The 14,430-nt window shown below is 70.7% G+C and carries 16 protein-coding genes; 10 read left to right on the forward strand and 6 right to left on the reverse strand.

The features are described 5' to 3' along the window. Window positions 1–36 precede the first annotated feature (36 nt). Window positions 37–471 carry a VOC family protein gene (locus F4556_RS36820; protein ID WP_184924042.1) on the reverse strand — a complete coding sequence of 145 codons (435 nt, stop codon included), beginning with the start codon at window positions 469–471 and terminating at the stop codon, window positions 37–39. A 163-nt stretch (window positions 472–634) separates the two neighbouring features. Here F4556_RS36820 and F4556_RS36825 point away from each other — a divergent pair, with 163 nt between their 5' ends. Next, complete coding sequence (locus F4556_RS36825; RefSeq protein WP_184924044.1) at window positions 635–1,300, forward strand: hypothetical protein; 666 nt, start codon at window positions 635–637, stop codon at window positions 1,298–1,300. A gap of 28 nt (window positions 1,301–1,328) precedes the next feature. On the opposite strand, the gene F4556_RS37705 is transcribed toward F4556_RS36825, so the two are convergent. Next, complete coding sequence (locus tag F4556_RS37705) at window positions 1,329–1,613, reverse strand: HD domain-containing protein (protein WP_221503792.1); 285 nt, start codon at window positions 1,611–1,613, stop codon at window positions 1,329–1,331. Window positions 1,614–1,923: 310 nt separating this feature from the next. Further along, complete coding sequence (locus tag F4556_RS36835; protein WP_184924046.1) at window positions 1,924–3,315, reverse strand: NsdA family TPR-like regulatory protein; 1,392 nt, start codon at window positions 3,313–3,315, stop codon at window positions 1,924–1,926. A 265-nt stretch (window positions 3,316–3,580) separates the two neighbouring features. Between F4556_RS36835 and F4556_RS36840 the strand changes: the two genes are divergently transcribed. The 4 genes from F4556_RS36840 to F4556_RS36855 all read left to right on the forward strand — a co-directional run bounded on the left by F4556_RS36840 (window position 3,581) and on the right by F4556_RS36855 (window position 7,953). Beyond that, window positions 3,581–4,900 (forward strand): UDP-glucose dehydrogenase family protein, encoded by a 1,320-nt coding sequence (locus F4556_RS36840; protein WP_184924048.1) that lies wholly within the window; start codon window positions 3,581–3,583, stop codon window positions 4,898–4,900. 214 nt (window positions 4,901–5,114) lie between these two features. Beyond that, window positions 5,115–6,323 (forward strand): agmatine deiminase family protein, encoded by a 1,209-nt coding sequence (locus F4556_RS36845; RefSeq protein WP_184924050.1) that lies wholly within the window; start codon window positions 5,115–5,117, stop codon window positions 6,321–6,323. 79 nt (window positions 6,324–6,402) lie between these two features. Next, window positions 6,403–7,059: a class I SAM-dependent methyltransferase gene (locus tag F4556_RS36850; RefSeq protein ID WP_184924052.1), complete on the forward strand. Its 657-nt coding sequence runs from the start codon at window positions 6,403–6,405 to the stop codon at window positions 7,057–7,059. A 261-nt stretch (window positions 7,060–7,320) separates the two neighbouring features. Further along, window positions 7,321–7,953, forward strand: a complete 633-nt coding sequence (locus F4556_RS36855; RefSeq protein ID WP_184924054.1) for a hypothetical protein — start codon at window positions 7,321–7,323, stop codon at window positions 7,951–7,953. 63 nt (window positions 7,954–8,016) lie between these two features. Here the strand turns inward: F4556_RS36855 and F4556_RS36860 are convergent, their stop codons facing one another. Next, window positions 8,017–8,598 (reverse strand): dienelactone hydrolase family protein, encoded by a 582-nt coding sequence (locus F4556_RS36860; protein WP_184924056.1) that lies wholly within the window; start codon window positions 8,596–8,598, stop codon window positions 8,017–8,019. 69 nt (window positions 8,599–8,667) lie between these two features. Between F4556_RS36860 and F4556_RS36865 the strand changes: the two genes are divergently transcribed. Beyond that, entirely contained in the window at window positions 8,668–9,243 is a 576-nt protein-coding gene (locus F4556_RS36865) for an ArsR/SmtB family transcription factor (RefSeq protein WP_184924058.1), read from the forward strand. Here F4556_RS36865 and F4556_RS36870 read toward each other — a convergent pair. Next, window positions 9,213–9,860, reverse strand: a complete 648-nt coding sequence (locus F4556_RS36870) for a TetR/AcrR family transcriptional regulator (protein ID WP_184924060.1) — start codon at window positions 9,858–9,860, stop codon at window positions 9,213–9,215. The genes F4556_RS36865 and F4556_RS36870 overlap by 31 nt on opposite strands. Window positions 9,861–9,961: 101 nt before the next feature. On the opposite strand from F4556_RS36870, the gene F4556_RS36875 reads away from it, so the two are divergent. The 4 genes from F4556_RS36875 (at window position 9,962) to F4556_RS36890 (ending at window position 14,072) form a co-directional block, all read left to right on the forward strand. Beyond that, window positions 9,962–10,549, forward strand: coding sequence for a dihydrofolate reductase family protein (locus F4556_RS36875; protein ID WP_184924062.1), 588 nt, complete (start codon window positions 9,962–9,964; stop codon window positions 10,547–10,549). 242 nt (window positions 10,550–10,791) lie between these two features. Next, window positions 10,792–11,670 carry a GNAT family N-acetyltransferase gene (locus tag F4556_RS36880; protein WP_184924064.1) on the forward strand — a complete coding sequence of 293 codons (879 nt, stop codon included), beginning with the start codon at window positions 10,792–10,794 and terminating at the stop codon, window positions 11,668–11,670. A 182-nt stretch (window positions 11,671–11,852) separates the two neighbouring features. Then, window positions 11,853–13,271, forward strand: a complete 1,419-nt coding sequence (gene ptlI, locus F4556_RS36885) for a pentalenene oxygenase (RefSeq protein ID WP_313069137.1) — start codon at window positions 11,853–11,855, stop codon at window positions 13,269–13,271. 105 nt (window positions 13,272–13,376) lie between these two features. After that, on the forward strand, window positions 13,377–14,072 hold the full coding sequence (locus F4556_RS36890; RefSeq protein ID WP_184924066.1) for a 4a-hydroxytetrahydrobiopterin dehydratase family protein: 696 nt from the start codon (window positions 13,377–13,379) through the stop codon (window positions 14,070–14,072). 71 nt (window positions 14,073–14,143) lie between these two features. Here the strand turns inward: F4556_RS36890 and F4556_RS36895 are convergent, their stop codons facing one another. Then, on the reverse strand, window positions 14,144–14,401 hold the full coding sequence (locus F4556_RS36895; protein ID WP_184924068.1) for a hypothetical protein: 258 nt from the start codon (window positions 14,399–14,401) through the stop codon (window positions 14,144–14,146). Window positions 14,402–14,430 lie beyond the last annotated feature (29 nt).

The following is a 14,430-nucleotide window of genomic DNA, read 5'->3' on the forward strand; positions in this document are numbered from 1 at the left end:
CTCTAGACCCCGCGGCGCCGCCCTGGGGGTGGGTGCTCAGTCGAGGCAGAACTCGTTGCCCTCGACGTCCTGCATCGAGATGCACGACTCGTTCTCCTCGTCGGCGAGCAGCACCTGCACCACCGACGCTCCGAGCGCGACCAGACGGTCGCTCTCGGCCTGCAGCGTGGCCAGGCGCTCCGCCCCGACCAGCCCGGTGCCCGCCCGGACGTCCAGATGCACCCGGTTCTTGGCGACCTTGCCCTCGGGAACCCGCTGGAAGTACAGCCGCGGGCCCGCCCCCGTGGGATCGCTGGCGACGAACCACTTGTCCCGGTCCTCGGGCGGGAGAGTCCCGTTGTACTCGTCCCAGTCCGCAAACCCCTCGGGCGGCGCCACCGGGACGTACCCCAGCGCCTCGCACCAGAAGCGCGCCACGCGCTCGGGCGACGCACAGTCGAAGGTGACCTGGACCTGCTTGATCGATGACATCCGGCCACCCTAGTGAAGAGGTGACGACGCCTCAAAGGGGTTTTGGCCCTCGTGCGCCACGCAATGCCGTCATCTCGGGTGCGGGCTCAGGCCATGGGTGTCGACCGCGACGTGCCGCTTCCGGCGCTCGAGCTTTGCCCGGCGCGGAAAGTAACCTGCCCTGGTGAGCTTCAACAACTTCGCCCGCAAGGTTCGCGATCCAGCCCTCCCCTTGGGGCTGCGGGTGTCGATACTGCGCTCGTGCGTGCAGCTCTACCGACCGATCGGCTTCCATGCCACCTTGAGCTTTCTCGCGTCCCAGGCCGGTGACTTCAACGGGGACGAGGTCGCCCTCCTGCGTGCCCTTGATGTGCTGGAAGCCAGTCGAGACGCGCGGACGGAGGGACTTCGGATCTATGGTGCGATGCGTCGTCAGGAAAAGGTCCGCGGGCGGCGCATACCGAGGGTGCGTGAACCGAACCCCAACACCAGTACAGGTCAGTGGCACAGGGCTCCCCAGGAGGCCGCGCTGCACGCTGTCGGCTTCTTGAGCGGTAAGCCAGACCTGCTGTCGCCCGACGACCTGGTCGCTGTTCGAGTTGGACAGTGCGTCACCGCTTCCCTGGCCAGTGGCGGTCTGCTGGAACCGGTACAGCTGGAAATCCTGGAAGAGTGTGTCACTGCGCTCAGGGACCGTCGAACTGCTGGTGCCTACCAGGCCGATGCGGTGCAGTACTTCAAGGACCGGGACCTCCTCACTCTTGCACTCCACGTCCGGACCGCGGCTGCACCCCATGACACCGCCGCTGTAGTCCCGACCGGCGCTCCTGGCACCTCACCGGGCAGGTAGACGGACAGCGCCATTACACGGGGCACGCTCAGGCTTCTGTGTACTGCCAGTCGGTGGGGGAGAGGCGCAGTGCGGCGTCGGCGATCTGTCGGGCAGCGGCAGTGGTGAGGGCCGTGCGACACCGGTCGATCTTGCCCTGGACCGCTGGAACGCCGCCGGCCCGGTATTCCAGGGCGCGCAGCAGGCAGTCGAGTTTGTCGGCGTCCCGGGCGCAGCGTGCTTCCGGGGTCGTGCCGTCCTCGAACTCGGCGATGGCGTCGGCGAAGAGTCTCTGGACAGCCGGGTGGGCGCCCGCGGTCTGATCGGCGATCACCTTTCGGGGATCGATGGCGGTGACGTACCGCGAGAGCGGCAAGGGCCACGCCGATGACGGCGGTGCGGTGGCTGTGTTCGGCCACGGTCTCTGTGATGGACAGGGGGATGCCGTCCTGGCGCCACCCCGTACGTGACAGTCCGCGCAGTGAGCCGGTCTCGAACATCAGGCGGGCGATGGCTGTCGCTTCCGCATCGACGAGCTGGTGCTCCACGCGATCCTCCTGAGTAGCCGTCAGTTCACCCTCCGACGGCAGTGCACCTGAACCTCTGACCGTGGTCCCCGGCGGCGAGCTGCTGGGGACCATCCTTCACGCCGCGACGCCGAGCTCCTTGCGGGTCCGCTGGAGGTACTCCACGACCTGGGGTTCGCGCCGCCACGGGCTGAGCGCGGTGTTGAACTCGCGGACGTAGTCCAGGGCCCGGCTGGAACGGACGCGCGCGAGGATGTCGACGGCCTGGTTGCCGAGCTCAAGGCCGTGGTCGAGGTCGCGGCCCTGGAGGTGGGCCGTTCCCACGATGGCCAGTCGCATCCCCACCGAGCGGGTGAACACCCCGGACGGCATGGCGGTCGCCTGAGCGTTCCAGGAGAGCGCCGCCTTGGGGTTCTTCAGGTCGCGGAAGATCTCGGTGGCATCCGCGGAGAGCCGGGCATGGTGATAGAAGTCGATCCACGCCGGTTCCTCGCCGCCGTCGCGGGCCTGGCCGAGCAGGGTCTCGGAGGCCGCGAGCGCGGCGGAGGCCGCCTTGGCATCGCCGTCGCGGGCATGGGCCCGGGCCTCGATGAGCTTGGTGAACGCCAGCACTCTGGGGGCCGCCTCGCGCTTGGCGCGCTGGAAGGCGCCCTGGGTCATGTCGATGGCCTCGCTGGCGAAGCCCCGCAGCAGGGTCTGCATCGCCATCGTGGTGAGGACATAGCAGCCGAGCTGGACATCGCCGCCGGCCCTGGCCATGCGGAGGGCCTGGATGAAGTGCCGCTGGGCGGCGTCGTGCTGGCCCACGTCGAAGGCGGTCCAGCCGGCCAGCCGGGACAGCTCGGCGGTCACCGAGAACAGCTCACGGCCGACACCGTCGCTGAACGAGCCGTTCAGCAGTGGGACCGCCCGCTCCTGCAAGCAGGCGGTCACCGAGTTGGCCCGCCAGCTCCCGCCTCCGTACTTCGAGTCCCAGCGCCGGGCGTCATCGGCGGCATCCCGCAGTTCGGTGAGGTCGGCGGCACCGACCCGGCCGCGGCCGCGGTGGGCGGCGGTCTCATCGGCGGGGGTGACCAGCCAGCGGGTCACCGGGGTGGCGAACGCGGAGACGGCGAAGCCGGATCCGGTGAGGAAGTCGCGGCGGTTCACAGTGCTCCAGAACGAAGTGGCGACGCGCACGGCGTCAGCGGGGTCCCGCCGGAAATCCAACCCCACATCCGCGTCCGGTGTCTCAGCGTCCGCCATACCGATCTCGGCGAGTCCCACGGGCCGGCCGAGCCGCTCGCCGACCGCCTGGGCCAGGAGCCTGGGCACGGGCCAGTCCGGGACCATGCCCCGGCGGCACCAGTTCGCGACCGAGGTATGCGTGTAGCTGGTGGCCAGCCCGGCTTCGTGGGCGAGCTGGTTCACGCGGTGAGCCAGCGACTTGTGGCTGGCTCCGTCACACTGGTCGATCATCCGGGTCAGGTCCGTGTTCGGCGGCCTGGTCCGGCGGGTGGTCGACGCCACAGCGTCCCCCTCAGGAGTCCCGCCGCTCCGCGGCGGTTTCGTACGCGACTGGGCACGAGAAGTCGCACGTCCGGCATCTGACGCCGGATCACCGAGGGTATTGCCTCGGCAGCTCGGGTGAACCGCCGTCGCGAGTTGTGAGCCCCCCTGCGAGCCCTGCCACCGTCCTCCGTCACACGGTTGCCTGGTATTCCGGCCCGCCTGACCCCCCGATGGGGATGGGGCGGGCTGCCTTCCCCGCTCCACCCCCACCGGAGGACCAACCGTGAAGATCAGCGTCATCGGCACCGGCTACCTCGGCGCGACCCACGCCGCCGCGATGGCCGAGCTCGGCCACCAGGTGCTCGGCATGGACACCGACACCCACAAGGTCGAGGCCCTGAACAAGGGTCAGGCCCCGTTCGTCGAGCGCGGTCTGGACGACCTGCTCGCCAAGCACACCACCGCGAGAACCCTGCGCTTCACCGCCTCCTACGCGGAGGCCGCCGAGTTCGCCGACGTCCACTTCCTCGGCATCGGTACCCCGCAGCAGGCCGGCAGCGGTGCCTACGACCTCACCCACCTCCAGGCGGCCGTCCGGCGCCTGGCGCCGCAGCTTCGCGACCACGCGCTGATCGTCGGCAAGTCCACCGTCCCGGTCGGCACCACCGCGCAGCTTCGGCAGATCCTGACCGAGCACGCCCGGCCCGGCTCGAACATCCACCTGGCCTGGTCGCCGGAATTCCTGCGTGAGTCCCTCGCCGTCGAGGACACCCTTCGCCCGGACCGCATCGTGCTCGGCATCGAGAACGGCGACACCACCAGCGAGGCGGTCTTCCGGGCTGTCTACGCGGAGATCCTGGGCGCCGGCTCCCCACTGATCGTCACCAGCCTGTCCACCGCCGAGCTGATCAAGGGTGCCGCGAACGCCTTCCTGGCCACCAAGATCTCCTTCATCAACGCGATGGCCGAGCTCTGCGAGCTGACCGGCGCCGACGTCCAGCAGCTCGCCCTCGGCCTGGGCTACGACCAGCGGATCGGCTTCCAGGGGATGCGGCCCGGTCTGGGCTTCGGCGGTGGTTGCCTGCCCAAGGACCTCCTCGGCTTCACCCACCGGGCCGAAGAGCTCGGCGCCGACCAAGCCGTGAGCTTCCTCCGTCAGGTCGACGCGATCAACCGCCGCCGCCGGGAGCGCACCGTTGAGCTCGCGCGGGAGATGCTCGGCGGCACCGTGGTCGGCAAGCGGATCGCCGTCTGGGGAGCCGCGTTCAAGCCCGGCACCGACGACATCCGCGACTCGCCCGCCCTCGCGGTCGCCGGGGCCCTGCACCGGATCGGGGCCGAGGTGACCGTCCACGACCCCGCCGCATTGGAGAACGCCCGCCGGGCCTGCCCGTCACTCGATTACGCCGACGACCCGGTCTCCGCGGTCACCGGCGCCGCCCTGCTGCTGCACCTCACCGACTGGCCCCAGTACGCCGAGACGGACCCGGCCGAGGTGCGGCAGCACATCGCCGCCCCCAGGGTCATCGACGCCCGAAGCGCCCTCGACACCGACCGCTGGCGCCGGGCGGGCTGGACCTTCCGGGCTCTCGGCTGCCCCTGACCGGCGCCGGGCCGGGGTTGATGGGCTCGGTCATGTCGCCGCCTCCGGGTCTCGGTTTCGCTCGGCGAGGGTCGTGACGAGGCGTCATAGGTCGGCCCGTGCCGAGAGGTCGCGGGCGAACCGGTGGTGCAAAGTATTGACCGAGCGCTTGGTCAGTTTTACCGTCAGGGCCATGTCGCGGACGGACCGCGGCATGCAGACGGGAGGGCATGAGATGAACGATCACAGCGAACCGCACGTCTCGACCGGAAGAGCACACGCACCCCTCGGACGCCGGAACTTCCTCGCCGCAGCGGGCCTGGCGGCCGCCGGCGCCGGACTGGCGGCGGTGGCCACCCCCGCCACGGCGAAGGCGACGGCGGTGAGCGCCGCGGGCACCTTCACGGTGCCGGTCGACACCGTCCAGCACACCCGCACCTGGATGGCCTGGCCGGACGACCCCACCATCTGGACCGGCCGCCGGGGAGGCCGCCGCGGCGGTCAGACGCCCTCGCTCAGCCAGATCCAGGCCAACATCGCGCTGGTTGCCAACACCATCGCCAAGTACGAGCCCGTGTACCTGTGCGCCAACCCGGCCGCCGCCGCGGCCGCCCGCCGGGCCTGCCCGGGCGCCAACGTCACGGTGATCACCACCGTCCCCGTCAACGACTGCTGGATGCGCGACAGCGGCCCGGTCTTCCGTACCGACGGGCTCGGCGGCCTGGACGCGATCGGCCTCAACTTCAACGGCTGGGGCGGCAACCAGACCTACACCAACGACGGCAAGGTCGCCGAGCGGGTCGCCGCCCTGCTCGGCGTGCCGTTCACGGCGGCGGGTCTGGTGGGGGAGGGCGGCGCCGTCGAGACCGACGGCGCGGGCACCCTGATGGCCACCAGGAGCAGCATCCTGGTCTCCAACCGCAACCCCGGGATGAGCCAGACCCAGGTCGAGAACGCGATGAAGGCCGCGTACGGCGCGAGCAAGGTGATCTGGTTCGCCGGCGTCGCGGGCCAGGACATCACCGGCGACCACGTCGACGCGACCTCGCGCTTCCTGGCCCCCGGCAAGGCGCTGGTCCAGCAGCCGAACGCCACTGACGACCCGTCGGATGCCTGGACCAAGGACGAGATCAACCAGTACAACGTGCTCTCCACCGCCACCGACGCCCGCGGCGTCCGGATCCAGGCCACCAAGCTCGGCGGCCCCGACTACTACACGATCCGGCAGAGCGACCCCGCCTTCGTCGGGTCCTACGCCAACTACTACGTCTGCAACGGCGCCGTGATCGCCTCCCAGTTCGGCGACTCCCGGGCCGACGCGGCCGCCAAGTCGAAGCTCCAGTCGCTCTTCCCGGGCCGGGTCGTCGTCCAGCTGAACGTCGACTGGATCGGCCTCGGGGGCGGCGGCATCCACTGCGTCACCCAGCAGCAGCCGGTCCCGTAACGGCAGGCCCCGGGCCCCGGCCTCGGCCGGAGCCCGGACGGGCGGGCAGCTGTCGGTGGTGGCTGCGAGGATTCCGGTCATGAGCGACCTCGCCACCGCGATTGCCAACTACTGGAACGCTGCCGCCTCGTCCTTCGATGACGAACCCGACCACGGACTGAGGGCTGAACACACACGTGCCGCGTGGGCGCGACGGCTGGAGACGTGGCTGCCGTCCGGCCCGGTCGACGTGCTCGACATCGGATGTGGAACCGGCTCGCTGTCCCTGCTGGTGGCCGAGGCAGGGCATCGGGTGACCGGCGTCGACCTGGCGCCGCGCATGGTCGAACAGGCCCGGGAGAAGCTGGCTGCCGCCGATCTGACGGGCCGTTTCCTGGTCGGTGACGCGGCCATGCCGCCGACCGGCGATGAGCGATTCGACGTCGTGCTGTCGCGCCATCTGGTGTGGACGCTGCCCGATCCGGAAGCCGCGTTGCGGGAGTGGGTCGAACGCCTTCGGCCGGGTGGCCGGCTGGTGCTGGTGGAGGGCCGGTGGCGTGAGGCCGGGCAGAGCGGCGCACCGTACGTCGCGGGGGCGGAACTGCTGCCGTGGAGCGGTGGTGTCGGCGCGGATGTTCTGAAGGCCGTGGTCGGACCGCTCGTCGCCGAACTGCGGATCGAACCGCTCGAGGGCGACGCTGACCTGTGGGGCGGTCCGGTGAACGACGAGCGCTATGCCCTGATCGCCCGGGTCTGAGGCGGAGCCAGGTGGGCGCCCTGGTGATAGCGCCCACCCAGGAGGTGTTGAGCTCGGCAGCGTGGCAGAACTGACGCCCAGTGTGCCGGGCGGCCGGCCGGAACTCTGCGCCGAGGCCGCAGAGTTCTCGCTCGGCCCCAGGTCGTGCGGCGGTCCGGGCGGCGTGGCATGCTGTGCGGCTGTTGATCGAATACGGGGGGACGGGCGTTGCTGCTCATCATTGGACTGATCTTCACGGTGGTGCCAGGGATCCTGTGGGCCATGACGGTGCGGACCCACCGCGTCGGCTGGCCGATCGCTGCGGTGCTGGCCGTCTGCGCGGGGGGCAAGCTCCTGCTGCAGACCCACCTGCTCACCGTCGACCGGGGCCGGGACGACTTGGTGGGGCTTGCCCTGCTGGTGCCGATCCCAGTCCTGGTCACGGGCTGGCTGCTGGAGCGTTGGACGGCCGGGCCGCGCAAGGTGGCGCCACTGCAGGACCGTTCACAGGCGGCGATCGCGTGCCTGGTCTTCTACACCCTGCTGGCCGGCGGGGTGACCGGGTGGATGTACCACGACGGGGGCAAGGAGAACGTCCCCTCGGCCGCCCAGGTACTGCCGCTGCCGGCCGAGTTGGTCTCGCACGAACGCGAAGGCCTGACCTGCAGCGCCGACCGGTGCGGCGTCGGCTTCACCGTCACGAGCAACACGGGCCTGACGCCGCAACAGGTGGAGCAGCGGGTCCGCGACCACCTCGAAAACACCCACGGCTGGCACCTCGACAGCACCGGCCGAGCCTGCTGCCCGGCCGGCTGGATCCTCGACCGGTCGCAGACCTGCCTCCGGGTCAGGGTCGTACCGATGAGCCGTCAGGTCTCGGTCGATCTGACGAACGACAGCACGGAGCGGTCCTGACCCGTCGGGAGCGGCTGTCCCGGAGGGCTGAGCACGTGTCATCCCGTGCCCCGACGCCGGCGGTCAGCCGTCGATCCCGCGGAGGAAGTCGAGGACCCGGCGGGTGAGCAGCTCGGTCGCCGCCCGGTCGTAGGACGGCAGCGAGGAGTCCGCGAACAGGTGCTCCTTGCCGGGGTAGACGAAGAGTTCGGCGCCCTCGGTGGAGTCGGCCAGCGCGCGGGCCGCGTCGAGGTCACCGTCCTCGGCGAAGAACGGGTCGTCCACCATGCCGTGCACCTGGACGGGAACGCCCTCCGGCCAGGCGTCGCCGAACTCCGACACGGGGAAGCAGGAGTAGATCAGCAGGGCACCCCGGGCACCGGCCCGGGTCTGGGCCAGTCGCTGCGCCGGCATGACGCCGAGTGAGAAGCCCGCGTAGACCAGCGCCTCGTCGAGCCCCTCGACTGCGGCGACGCCACGGTCCATGAGCGTGTCGAAGCCGGTCTGCCGAGCGTACGCAATACCGTCCTCGAGGGTGGCGAAGGTGTGTCCCTCGTAGAGGTCGGGCAGGTGGACGGTGTGCCCCGCCGCGCGCAGCTCGGCCGCGAAGGCCGCCACTCCCTCGGTCAGCCCCTGGGCGTGGTGGTACAGGACGATCTCGGCCATGGTCGGGCTCCTTGAAAATCTAATGATCCGAAAAATTGGAACGTTCGGCGATGTTAGACTAGTCCAACCATGTCGAGCAATGATCCAACCCCGGACTACGACCTCGATGACACGATCGAGCTCACCACCGCCGAGCAGGTGCGGGCGATCAGTGACCCGCTGCGCACCACGATCCTCGGCCTGCTGCACGAGCGCGCCGCGACCGTGACGGAGCTGGCCGGTGCGGTCAAGCGTCCGAAGAGCACGGTCGCGCACCACGTCGGCGTCCTGGTCCGAGCGGGCCTGCTGCACGTCGTACGCACCCGGCGGGTCCGGGCGATAGAGGAGCGCTACTACGGCCGTACCGCGCGGATGTTCTACGTGGGTCTCGGCCGGCAGGTGGACGGCGTGGCGCTGCCGCTCGACTTCAACGACTTCGAGGTGGCGGCCAAGGAGTCCAGCTCGGCGTACGAGATCGGCCGGCTGCGGGGGTACCTCCGGCACGCCCGGATCCCGGAGCAGCGGGCGGCGGAGTTCTGGGAGCGGATCGACCAGGTGGTCCAGGAGTTCGACCGGCTGCCGCGCTCGGGCGACGAGGTATACGGGTTCGCCGTGGGCCTGTACCCCATGCTTGACTACCCGACCCTGCCCGACCGCGAGGACTGACCGGCGAGGGCGGCGCCGAGGAGGACGCGGAGGTGGTCGGCCTCGGGGATCAGGGCGGCCTCGATCTCGTCGTCGGCGCGGCCGGCCAGGGTGAGTTCCTGGATCCGGCGGAACAGCAGGCGGTCCGCCGCGCAGATGAGAGCGGCGGCGGCCCGGGGTGCGATGGCCGGGGCGGTGTGGGGGGCGTCGGCGGTGAGTGCCGCGGCGAGTGCCTGCTCCCGCAGGTCGTGCAGTTCGCGCATCCGGGCGGTGAGGGTGGGGCTGTCGTCGACCATGCGGGCGAACGCCGCGCCGGTGAAGCCGACGACGGGGCTGTGGTCGAGCAGGGCTGCGCGGAACGTCCGGGCCAGGGCCTCGAACGGCTCCTCGCCGGGCGCGCGCTCGGACACCGCCCGGGCGAGGCCCTGGGTGAAGGCCTCGTGGTGGTCGAGGGCCAGGTCCTCCTTGCGGGGGAAGTAGTTGGTCACCGTTTTCTTGGCCACGCGGGCGGCGGTGGCGATCTCGGCGATGGTGGTCTGCTCGAAGCCCTGCTCGATGAAGAGCCCGGTCGCGCAGTCGGAGATCAGCTGTCGGGTCTCCTGCTTCTTGGACTCTCGGAGTCCCAACTCGGTTGCCATGAGGGGAATCTTACCTCCGTCGTAAAAATAGCCTTGATCGATCGGAGGGTCGAGGCTAAAGTTACGTCCGTCGTAAAGTTCGCCTCAGTGAATGGACCTGGATGCGCAAGCTCACCTACTTCGTCGGCACCACCATCGACGGCTTCATCGCCGCCCCCGACGGTGACTTCGACTTCTTCGCCCCGTGCCTCACCGGGGACTACCTCCCGCAGCTGGCCGCCGAGTACCCGGAGACCCTCCCCACCATGGGCCGAGCGGCCTTCGGTGTCGCGGACGCGCCCAACTCCCGCTTCGACACCGTGCTCATGGGCCGCGGCACGTACGGCCCTGGCCTGGCCGTCGGCCTCGACAACCCGTACGCCCACCTGCGGCAGGTCGTGTTCTCCCGCTCGCTGACCGCCGGTCAGGACCAGGCCGTCGAGATCACCGCCGAGGATCCGGCCGTCGTGGTGCGCAAGCTCAAGCAGGAGGACGGGCTCGGCATCTGGCTCTGCGGCGGAGCCGACCTGGCAGGCCAACTGCTCCCCGAGATCGACGAACTGATCATCAAGCAGTACCCGATCGTGGCCGGCGGCGGCATCCCGCTGTTCCGCGCCGACTTCTCGCCGCGCGCCTTCCGGCTCACGGACAGCCGCGTCGTCGCGAACGGCAACCTCATCACGACCTACGCGAAGGCCGCCGCTCAGTGAGCCGGTCCGGTCGCTCCGCGCGGGTTCGTCGAATTCTTCTCGACGGGCCCGCGCGGACCGGCTAGCCTGCCGTACGCATGATCATCTCGGCAGGCGGCAGCGTCCCCCGGCGTTCGCGGCCCGGTCTGCCGTTGCGGGCCGGAGCGGCACCAACTCAACACCGCCACCCTCGCGTTGGAGACCCGGCCGAGTCGTCCCGCGATGATCCACCCCTCGTACGCTTCCCGAACCACGGAGACAGCTTGTCCGCGCGCATCACCGCCCTGACCGACCCCGACGAGAAGTCCGGCCGCCGCCTGGCGTGGCTGGCCTCCGGCCCCGACGGCCGGCCGCTCGGTTCCGCCTTCCTGCGCCTGTTCGTCAAGCAGGAACAGCGCCACCTGGCCGAACTGGACGTTCAGGTCCACCCGGCCGAGCAGCGCCGGGGGACGGGTTCGCTGCTGGTCGAGGCGACTGTCGCCGCAGCCCGCCAGGACGGCCGACGGGCCGTCATATCCCAGGCCGAGGAGGGCTCTTCCGGCGCGGGCTTCCTGGTCGCCAAGGGTTTCCACGCGGCGCTCGCCCTGATCTACACCCGGCTGGCGCTGGCCGACGCGGACTTCCCCGCGCTCGCCGAGACCGTGCAGAAGCCGCACGCCGGCTACCGGTTGGCGGCCTGGGAGGGGATGGTGCCCGACGAGCTCGCCGACACCTTCGTCGCCTCGCGGCGCGCGATGAACGACGTGCCCATGGGCGCCGTCGACTACGGCATCGTGGTCTGGGACTTCGACCGGGTACGGGCGGCGGTCGCGGCCGTCGCCGAACGCGGGGACATCCTGCACACCGTGGCGGCCGTCGACGAGTCGGACGGTTCCATCGTCGGCTTCACCGAACTGGTGGTCCCGGGCAGCGGGACGGGCGACGCCCAGCACTACGGCACGGCGGTACTGCCCGAGCACCGCGGCCACGGCCTCGCCCGCTGGATGAAGGCCGCCTCGATCGTCCAGGCCCGCGAACGCCACCCCGAGCTCGACGGCCTGCTGACCGACACCGCGGACAACAACCCGTACATGCGGCGCGTCAACGACGAGCTCGGCTACCTGCCGACGCACATCTCCCACGAGTACCAACTCGACCTGTAGGCACACCCGTTCGGTGGTGCCGGCTGCTCGGCCGAACGGCCCGGCAGGGCACCGCCGACCTGATGCGGGAGGAAGCCCCCCGGCCGCCCTGGGGCTTCACCCGTGCGGCCGATCAGCCGATGTACTCCTCAGGACGTGCCGCCGGACAGGTGCGGCACGTCCGAAGGACGAGGAGGAACGCGGTGACCCAGCAGACATTCGTGGTCGGGACGGCCCCCGGTGGAGTGCCCGGGGTCGGGCACGCCTGGCAGATGATGCGCAGCCCCGTCCGGTTCATGACCTCCCTGGCGGCCCACGGCGACCTGGTGCAGATCAGGATCGGCCCGTCCACCGCGTACGTGCCCTGCCACCCCGAGTTGCTGCGCCGGGTGCTGGCCGGCGATCAGGTGTACGACAAGGGTGGGGTCTTCTACGACCGGGCCCGCGACGTGGCCGGGAACGGCCTGGTGACCTGCCCCTACCGGGACCACCGCCGGCAGCGGCGGCTGATGCAGGGCGCCTTCACCCGCCCGCAGCTGCGGCACTACGCCGGGGCCATGCACGCCGAGATCGAGGCCACCACCCGGCAGTGGCGGGACGGCCAAGTGATCGACGCCTTCCCCGAGTTCTACGGGCTGGCGCTGCGGGTGGTAGCCCGCACGCTCTGGTCCACCGCACTCGACGCGGAGCTCACCCGGGGCGTGGAGCGGGCCTTCGACACGGTGCTGAACGGGCTGTTCCGCCAGATGTTCCTGCCCCGGCCGCTGCGCCGCCTGCCGACTCCGGCGAACCGCCGCTACCGCGCCGCGCTGCGCCACCTGCACGAGGTGACGCAGTGTCTGATCGCCGGGTACGAGGGCCAACCGGACGCTGCGGCAGGGGAGTTGGACCTGCTCGGTGCCCTGCTGGCGGCCCGGGACGAGGACGGCGGGCGGCTGACCGAGGCCGAGGTGCACGACCAGGTGATCACCGTGATGGCGGCCGGCACCGAGACGGTGGCCGCCACCCTGGTCTGGGTCTTCCACCGACTGGCCCAACATCCTTCGGTGGCCGAGGAGTTGTACCGGGAGATCGACACCGTGCTGGCCGGCCGCCCGGCGGTCTGGGAGGACCTGCCGGCCCTCGCGCTGACCGACCGGGTGATCACCGAGACCCTCCGGCTCCATCCGCCCGGCTGGCTCTTCACCCGCCTCACCGGCACCGACGCCGAGTTGGCGGGCGTGCCGCTGCCTGCCGGGTCCACCCTCGTCTTCAGCCCCGCCGCAGTGTCCCGCGACCCCGAGGCCTTCCCGCGGCCGGACGAGTTCCGCCCCGACCGCTGGCTCCCCGAGGACGAATCCCCGCTCGCCCGCCAGGCGTTCACCGCCTTCGGCGCCGGGGCCCGCAAGTGCCTCGGCGACCTCTACGCCCGCACCGAGGCCACCCTCGCCCTGGCCACCATGCTCAGCCACTGGCGGCTCACCCCCGAGCAGGACACCGACATCCGCGCCGTCCCGCTCGCCACCGTCTACCGGCCACGACGGCTCCGGCTGCGCCTGACCTCCCGTACGGCGCCCGCGGTCGCAGCTCCCGTCGAGGAGCCGGAGCACGAGAGCGTGGAAGAGGCGCGCGGGATCAGCTGACCGGCCTCCGTCTCGGTGGCCGGGGGCGCGGTCTACGACCATGGCGATCGGTCGTGTTTCGGATGTCCGCCGGACGGGTCCGACCGTGGCTGCGAGGATGCAGGCATGGAGCAGATATTGAGTCGGCGGGAAGCGTCGGAGGCTGTCCACGACTACGGCTGGCGCTTCTTGCTGGGCACTTTGCGAACGTCGGTGCCGGTCGGATCGTTGGCTCAGGCGATCGGCGTGGCGGCGGACGCCGTCGCGGTCTGCGGCAGCGACGCCGACCGGCACCTTCTGGTCGATGTCCGCCCCCAGCGCGTCGTGTTCACTCTGCAGTCGCTGGACCACGCAGCGGTGACCACCCGGGACGTCGAACTCGCGCGTCGGATCTCCGCCGCCGTCAACGAGACCGGGTCGCTGACGACGGATCCCGAGATCGGAACGGGGGTACCGCGGTCGGTCCAAGTTGTGGAGATCGGGATCGATGCGCTGGGAATCGCCGAGATCCGGCCGTTCTGGAAGGCAGTGCTGGGTTATGCCGACGAGGCGGGCGCCGCAGGACCGGAGGATCCACTTGTCGACCCTGTCGGGCAGGGCCCGGCGATCTGGTTCCAGCAGATGGACCGGGCGCGCCCGCAGCGCAATCGCATCCACTTCGACATCTGCGTTCCCCATGACGAGGCACTCCGGCGGATCGAGGCCGCGCTGGCGGCAGGGGGCCGCCTCGTCTCCGCGACCCGTGCCCCCGCATTCTGGGTGCTCGCCGACGCGGAGGGGAACGAGGCCTGCGTGACCACGTGGCAGGGCCGAGACGACTGAGGTGCGCGGTGGCGTTCAGGCCGGGAGTGGACGCGTGACTTCAACCCGGACTGGAGGTGGTGGGCGGGGGATCAGGCGAGGTGAGTGATCGTCATGATGCGGATGATGCCGACCGGGTGATCGAGGACCAGGAGGGCGGCGACGACCGAGGGCAGGTGGAGGATGCGCATGACGTGCTGTTCGTCGTCGGCGTCGTCGTACGGCTCGGTGGTGGCGATGGGGTCTTCGCAGACCCGTGCGAGCGCGAGGGTGAGCTCTTCTCCGAGCGCAGGGGGCAGGGCGTCCCAGATCTTCTGGACGTCGGGTGCTGCTCGGAGCCGGTAGGTCATGGGGGCAGCGTAGTTGAACGCCCGTCGGC

The sequence above is a fragment of the Kitasatospora gansuensis genome (assembly GCF_014203705.1).
GTDB lineage: Bacteria > Actinomycetota > Actinomycetes > Streptomycetales > Streptomycetaceae > Kitasatospora > Kitasatospora gansuensis.

Coding starts and splice junctions, on each gene's coding strand:
- F4556_RS36820 (WP_184924042.1), bottom strand. CDS start 471: ATGTCATCGATCAAGCAGGTCCAGGTCACCTTCGACTGTGCGTCGCCC.
- F4556_RS36845 (WP_184924050.1), top strand. CDS start 5,115: ATGAACGATCACAGCGAACCGCACGTCTCGACCGGAAGAGCACACGCA.
- F4556_RS36850 (WP_184924052.1), top strand. CDS start 6,403: ATGAGCGACCTCGCCACCGCGATTGCCAACTACTGGAACGCTGCCGCC.
- F4556_RS36855 (WP_184924054.1), top strand. CDS start 7,321: ATGACGGTGCGGACCCACCGCGTCGGCTGGCCGATCGCTGCGGTGCTG.
- F4556_RS36860 (WP_184924056.1), bottom strand. CDS start 8,598: ATGGCCGAGATCGTCCTGTACCACCACGCCCAGGGGCTGACCGAGGGA.
- F4556_RS36865 (WP_184924058.1), top strand. CDS start 8,668: ATGTCGAGCAATGATCCAACCCCGGACTACGACCTCGATGACACGATC.
- F4556_RS36870 (WP_184924060.1), bottom strand. CDS start 9,860: ATGGCAACCGAGTTGGGACTCCGAGAGTCCAAGAAGCAGGAGACCCGA.
- F4556_RS36875 (WP_184924062.1), top strand. CDS start 9,962: ATGCGCAAGCTCACCTACTTCGTCGGCACCACCATCGACGGCTTCATC.
- F4556_RS36890 (WP_184924066.1), top strand. CDS start 13,377: ATGGAGCAGATATTGAGTCGGCGGGAAGCGTCGGAGGCTGTCCACGAC.
- F4556_RS36895 (WP_184924068.1), bottom strand. CDS start 14,401: ATGACCTACCGGCTCCGAGCAGCACCCGACGTCCAGAAGATCTGGGAC.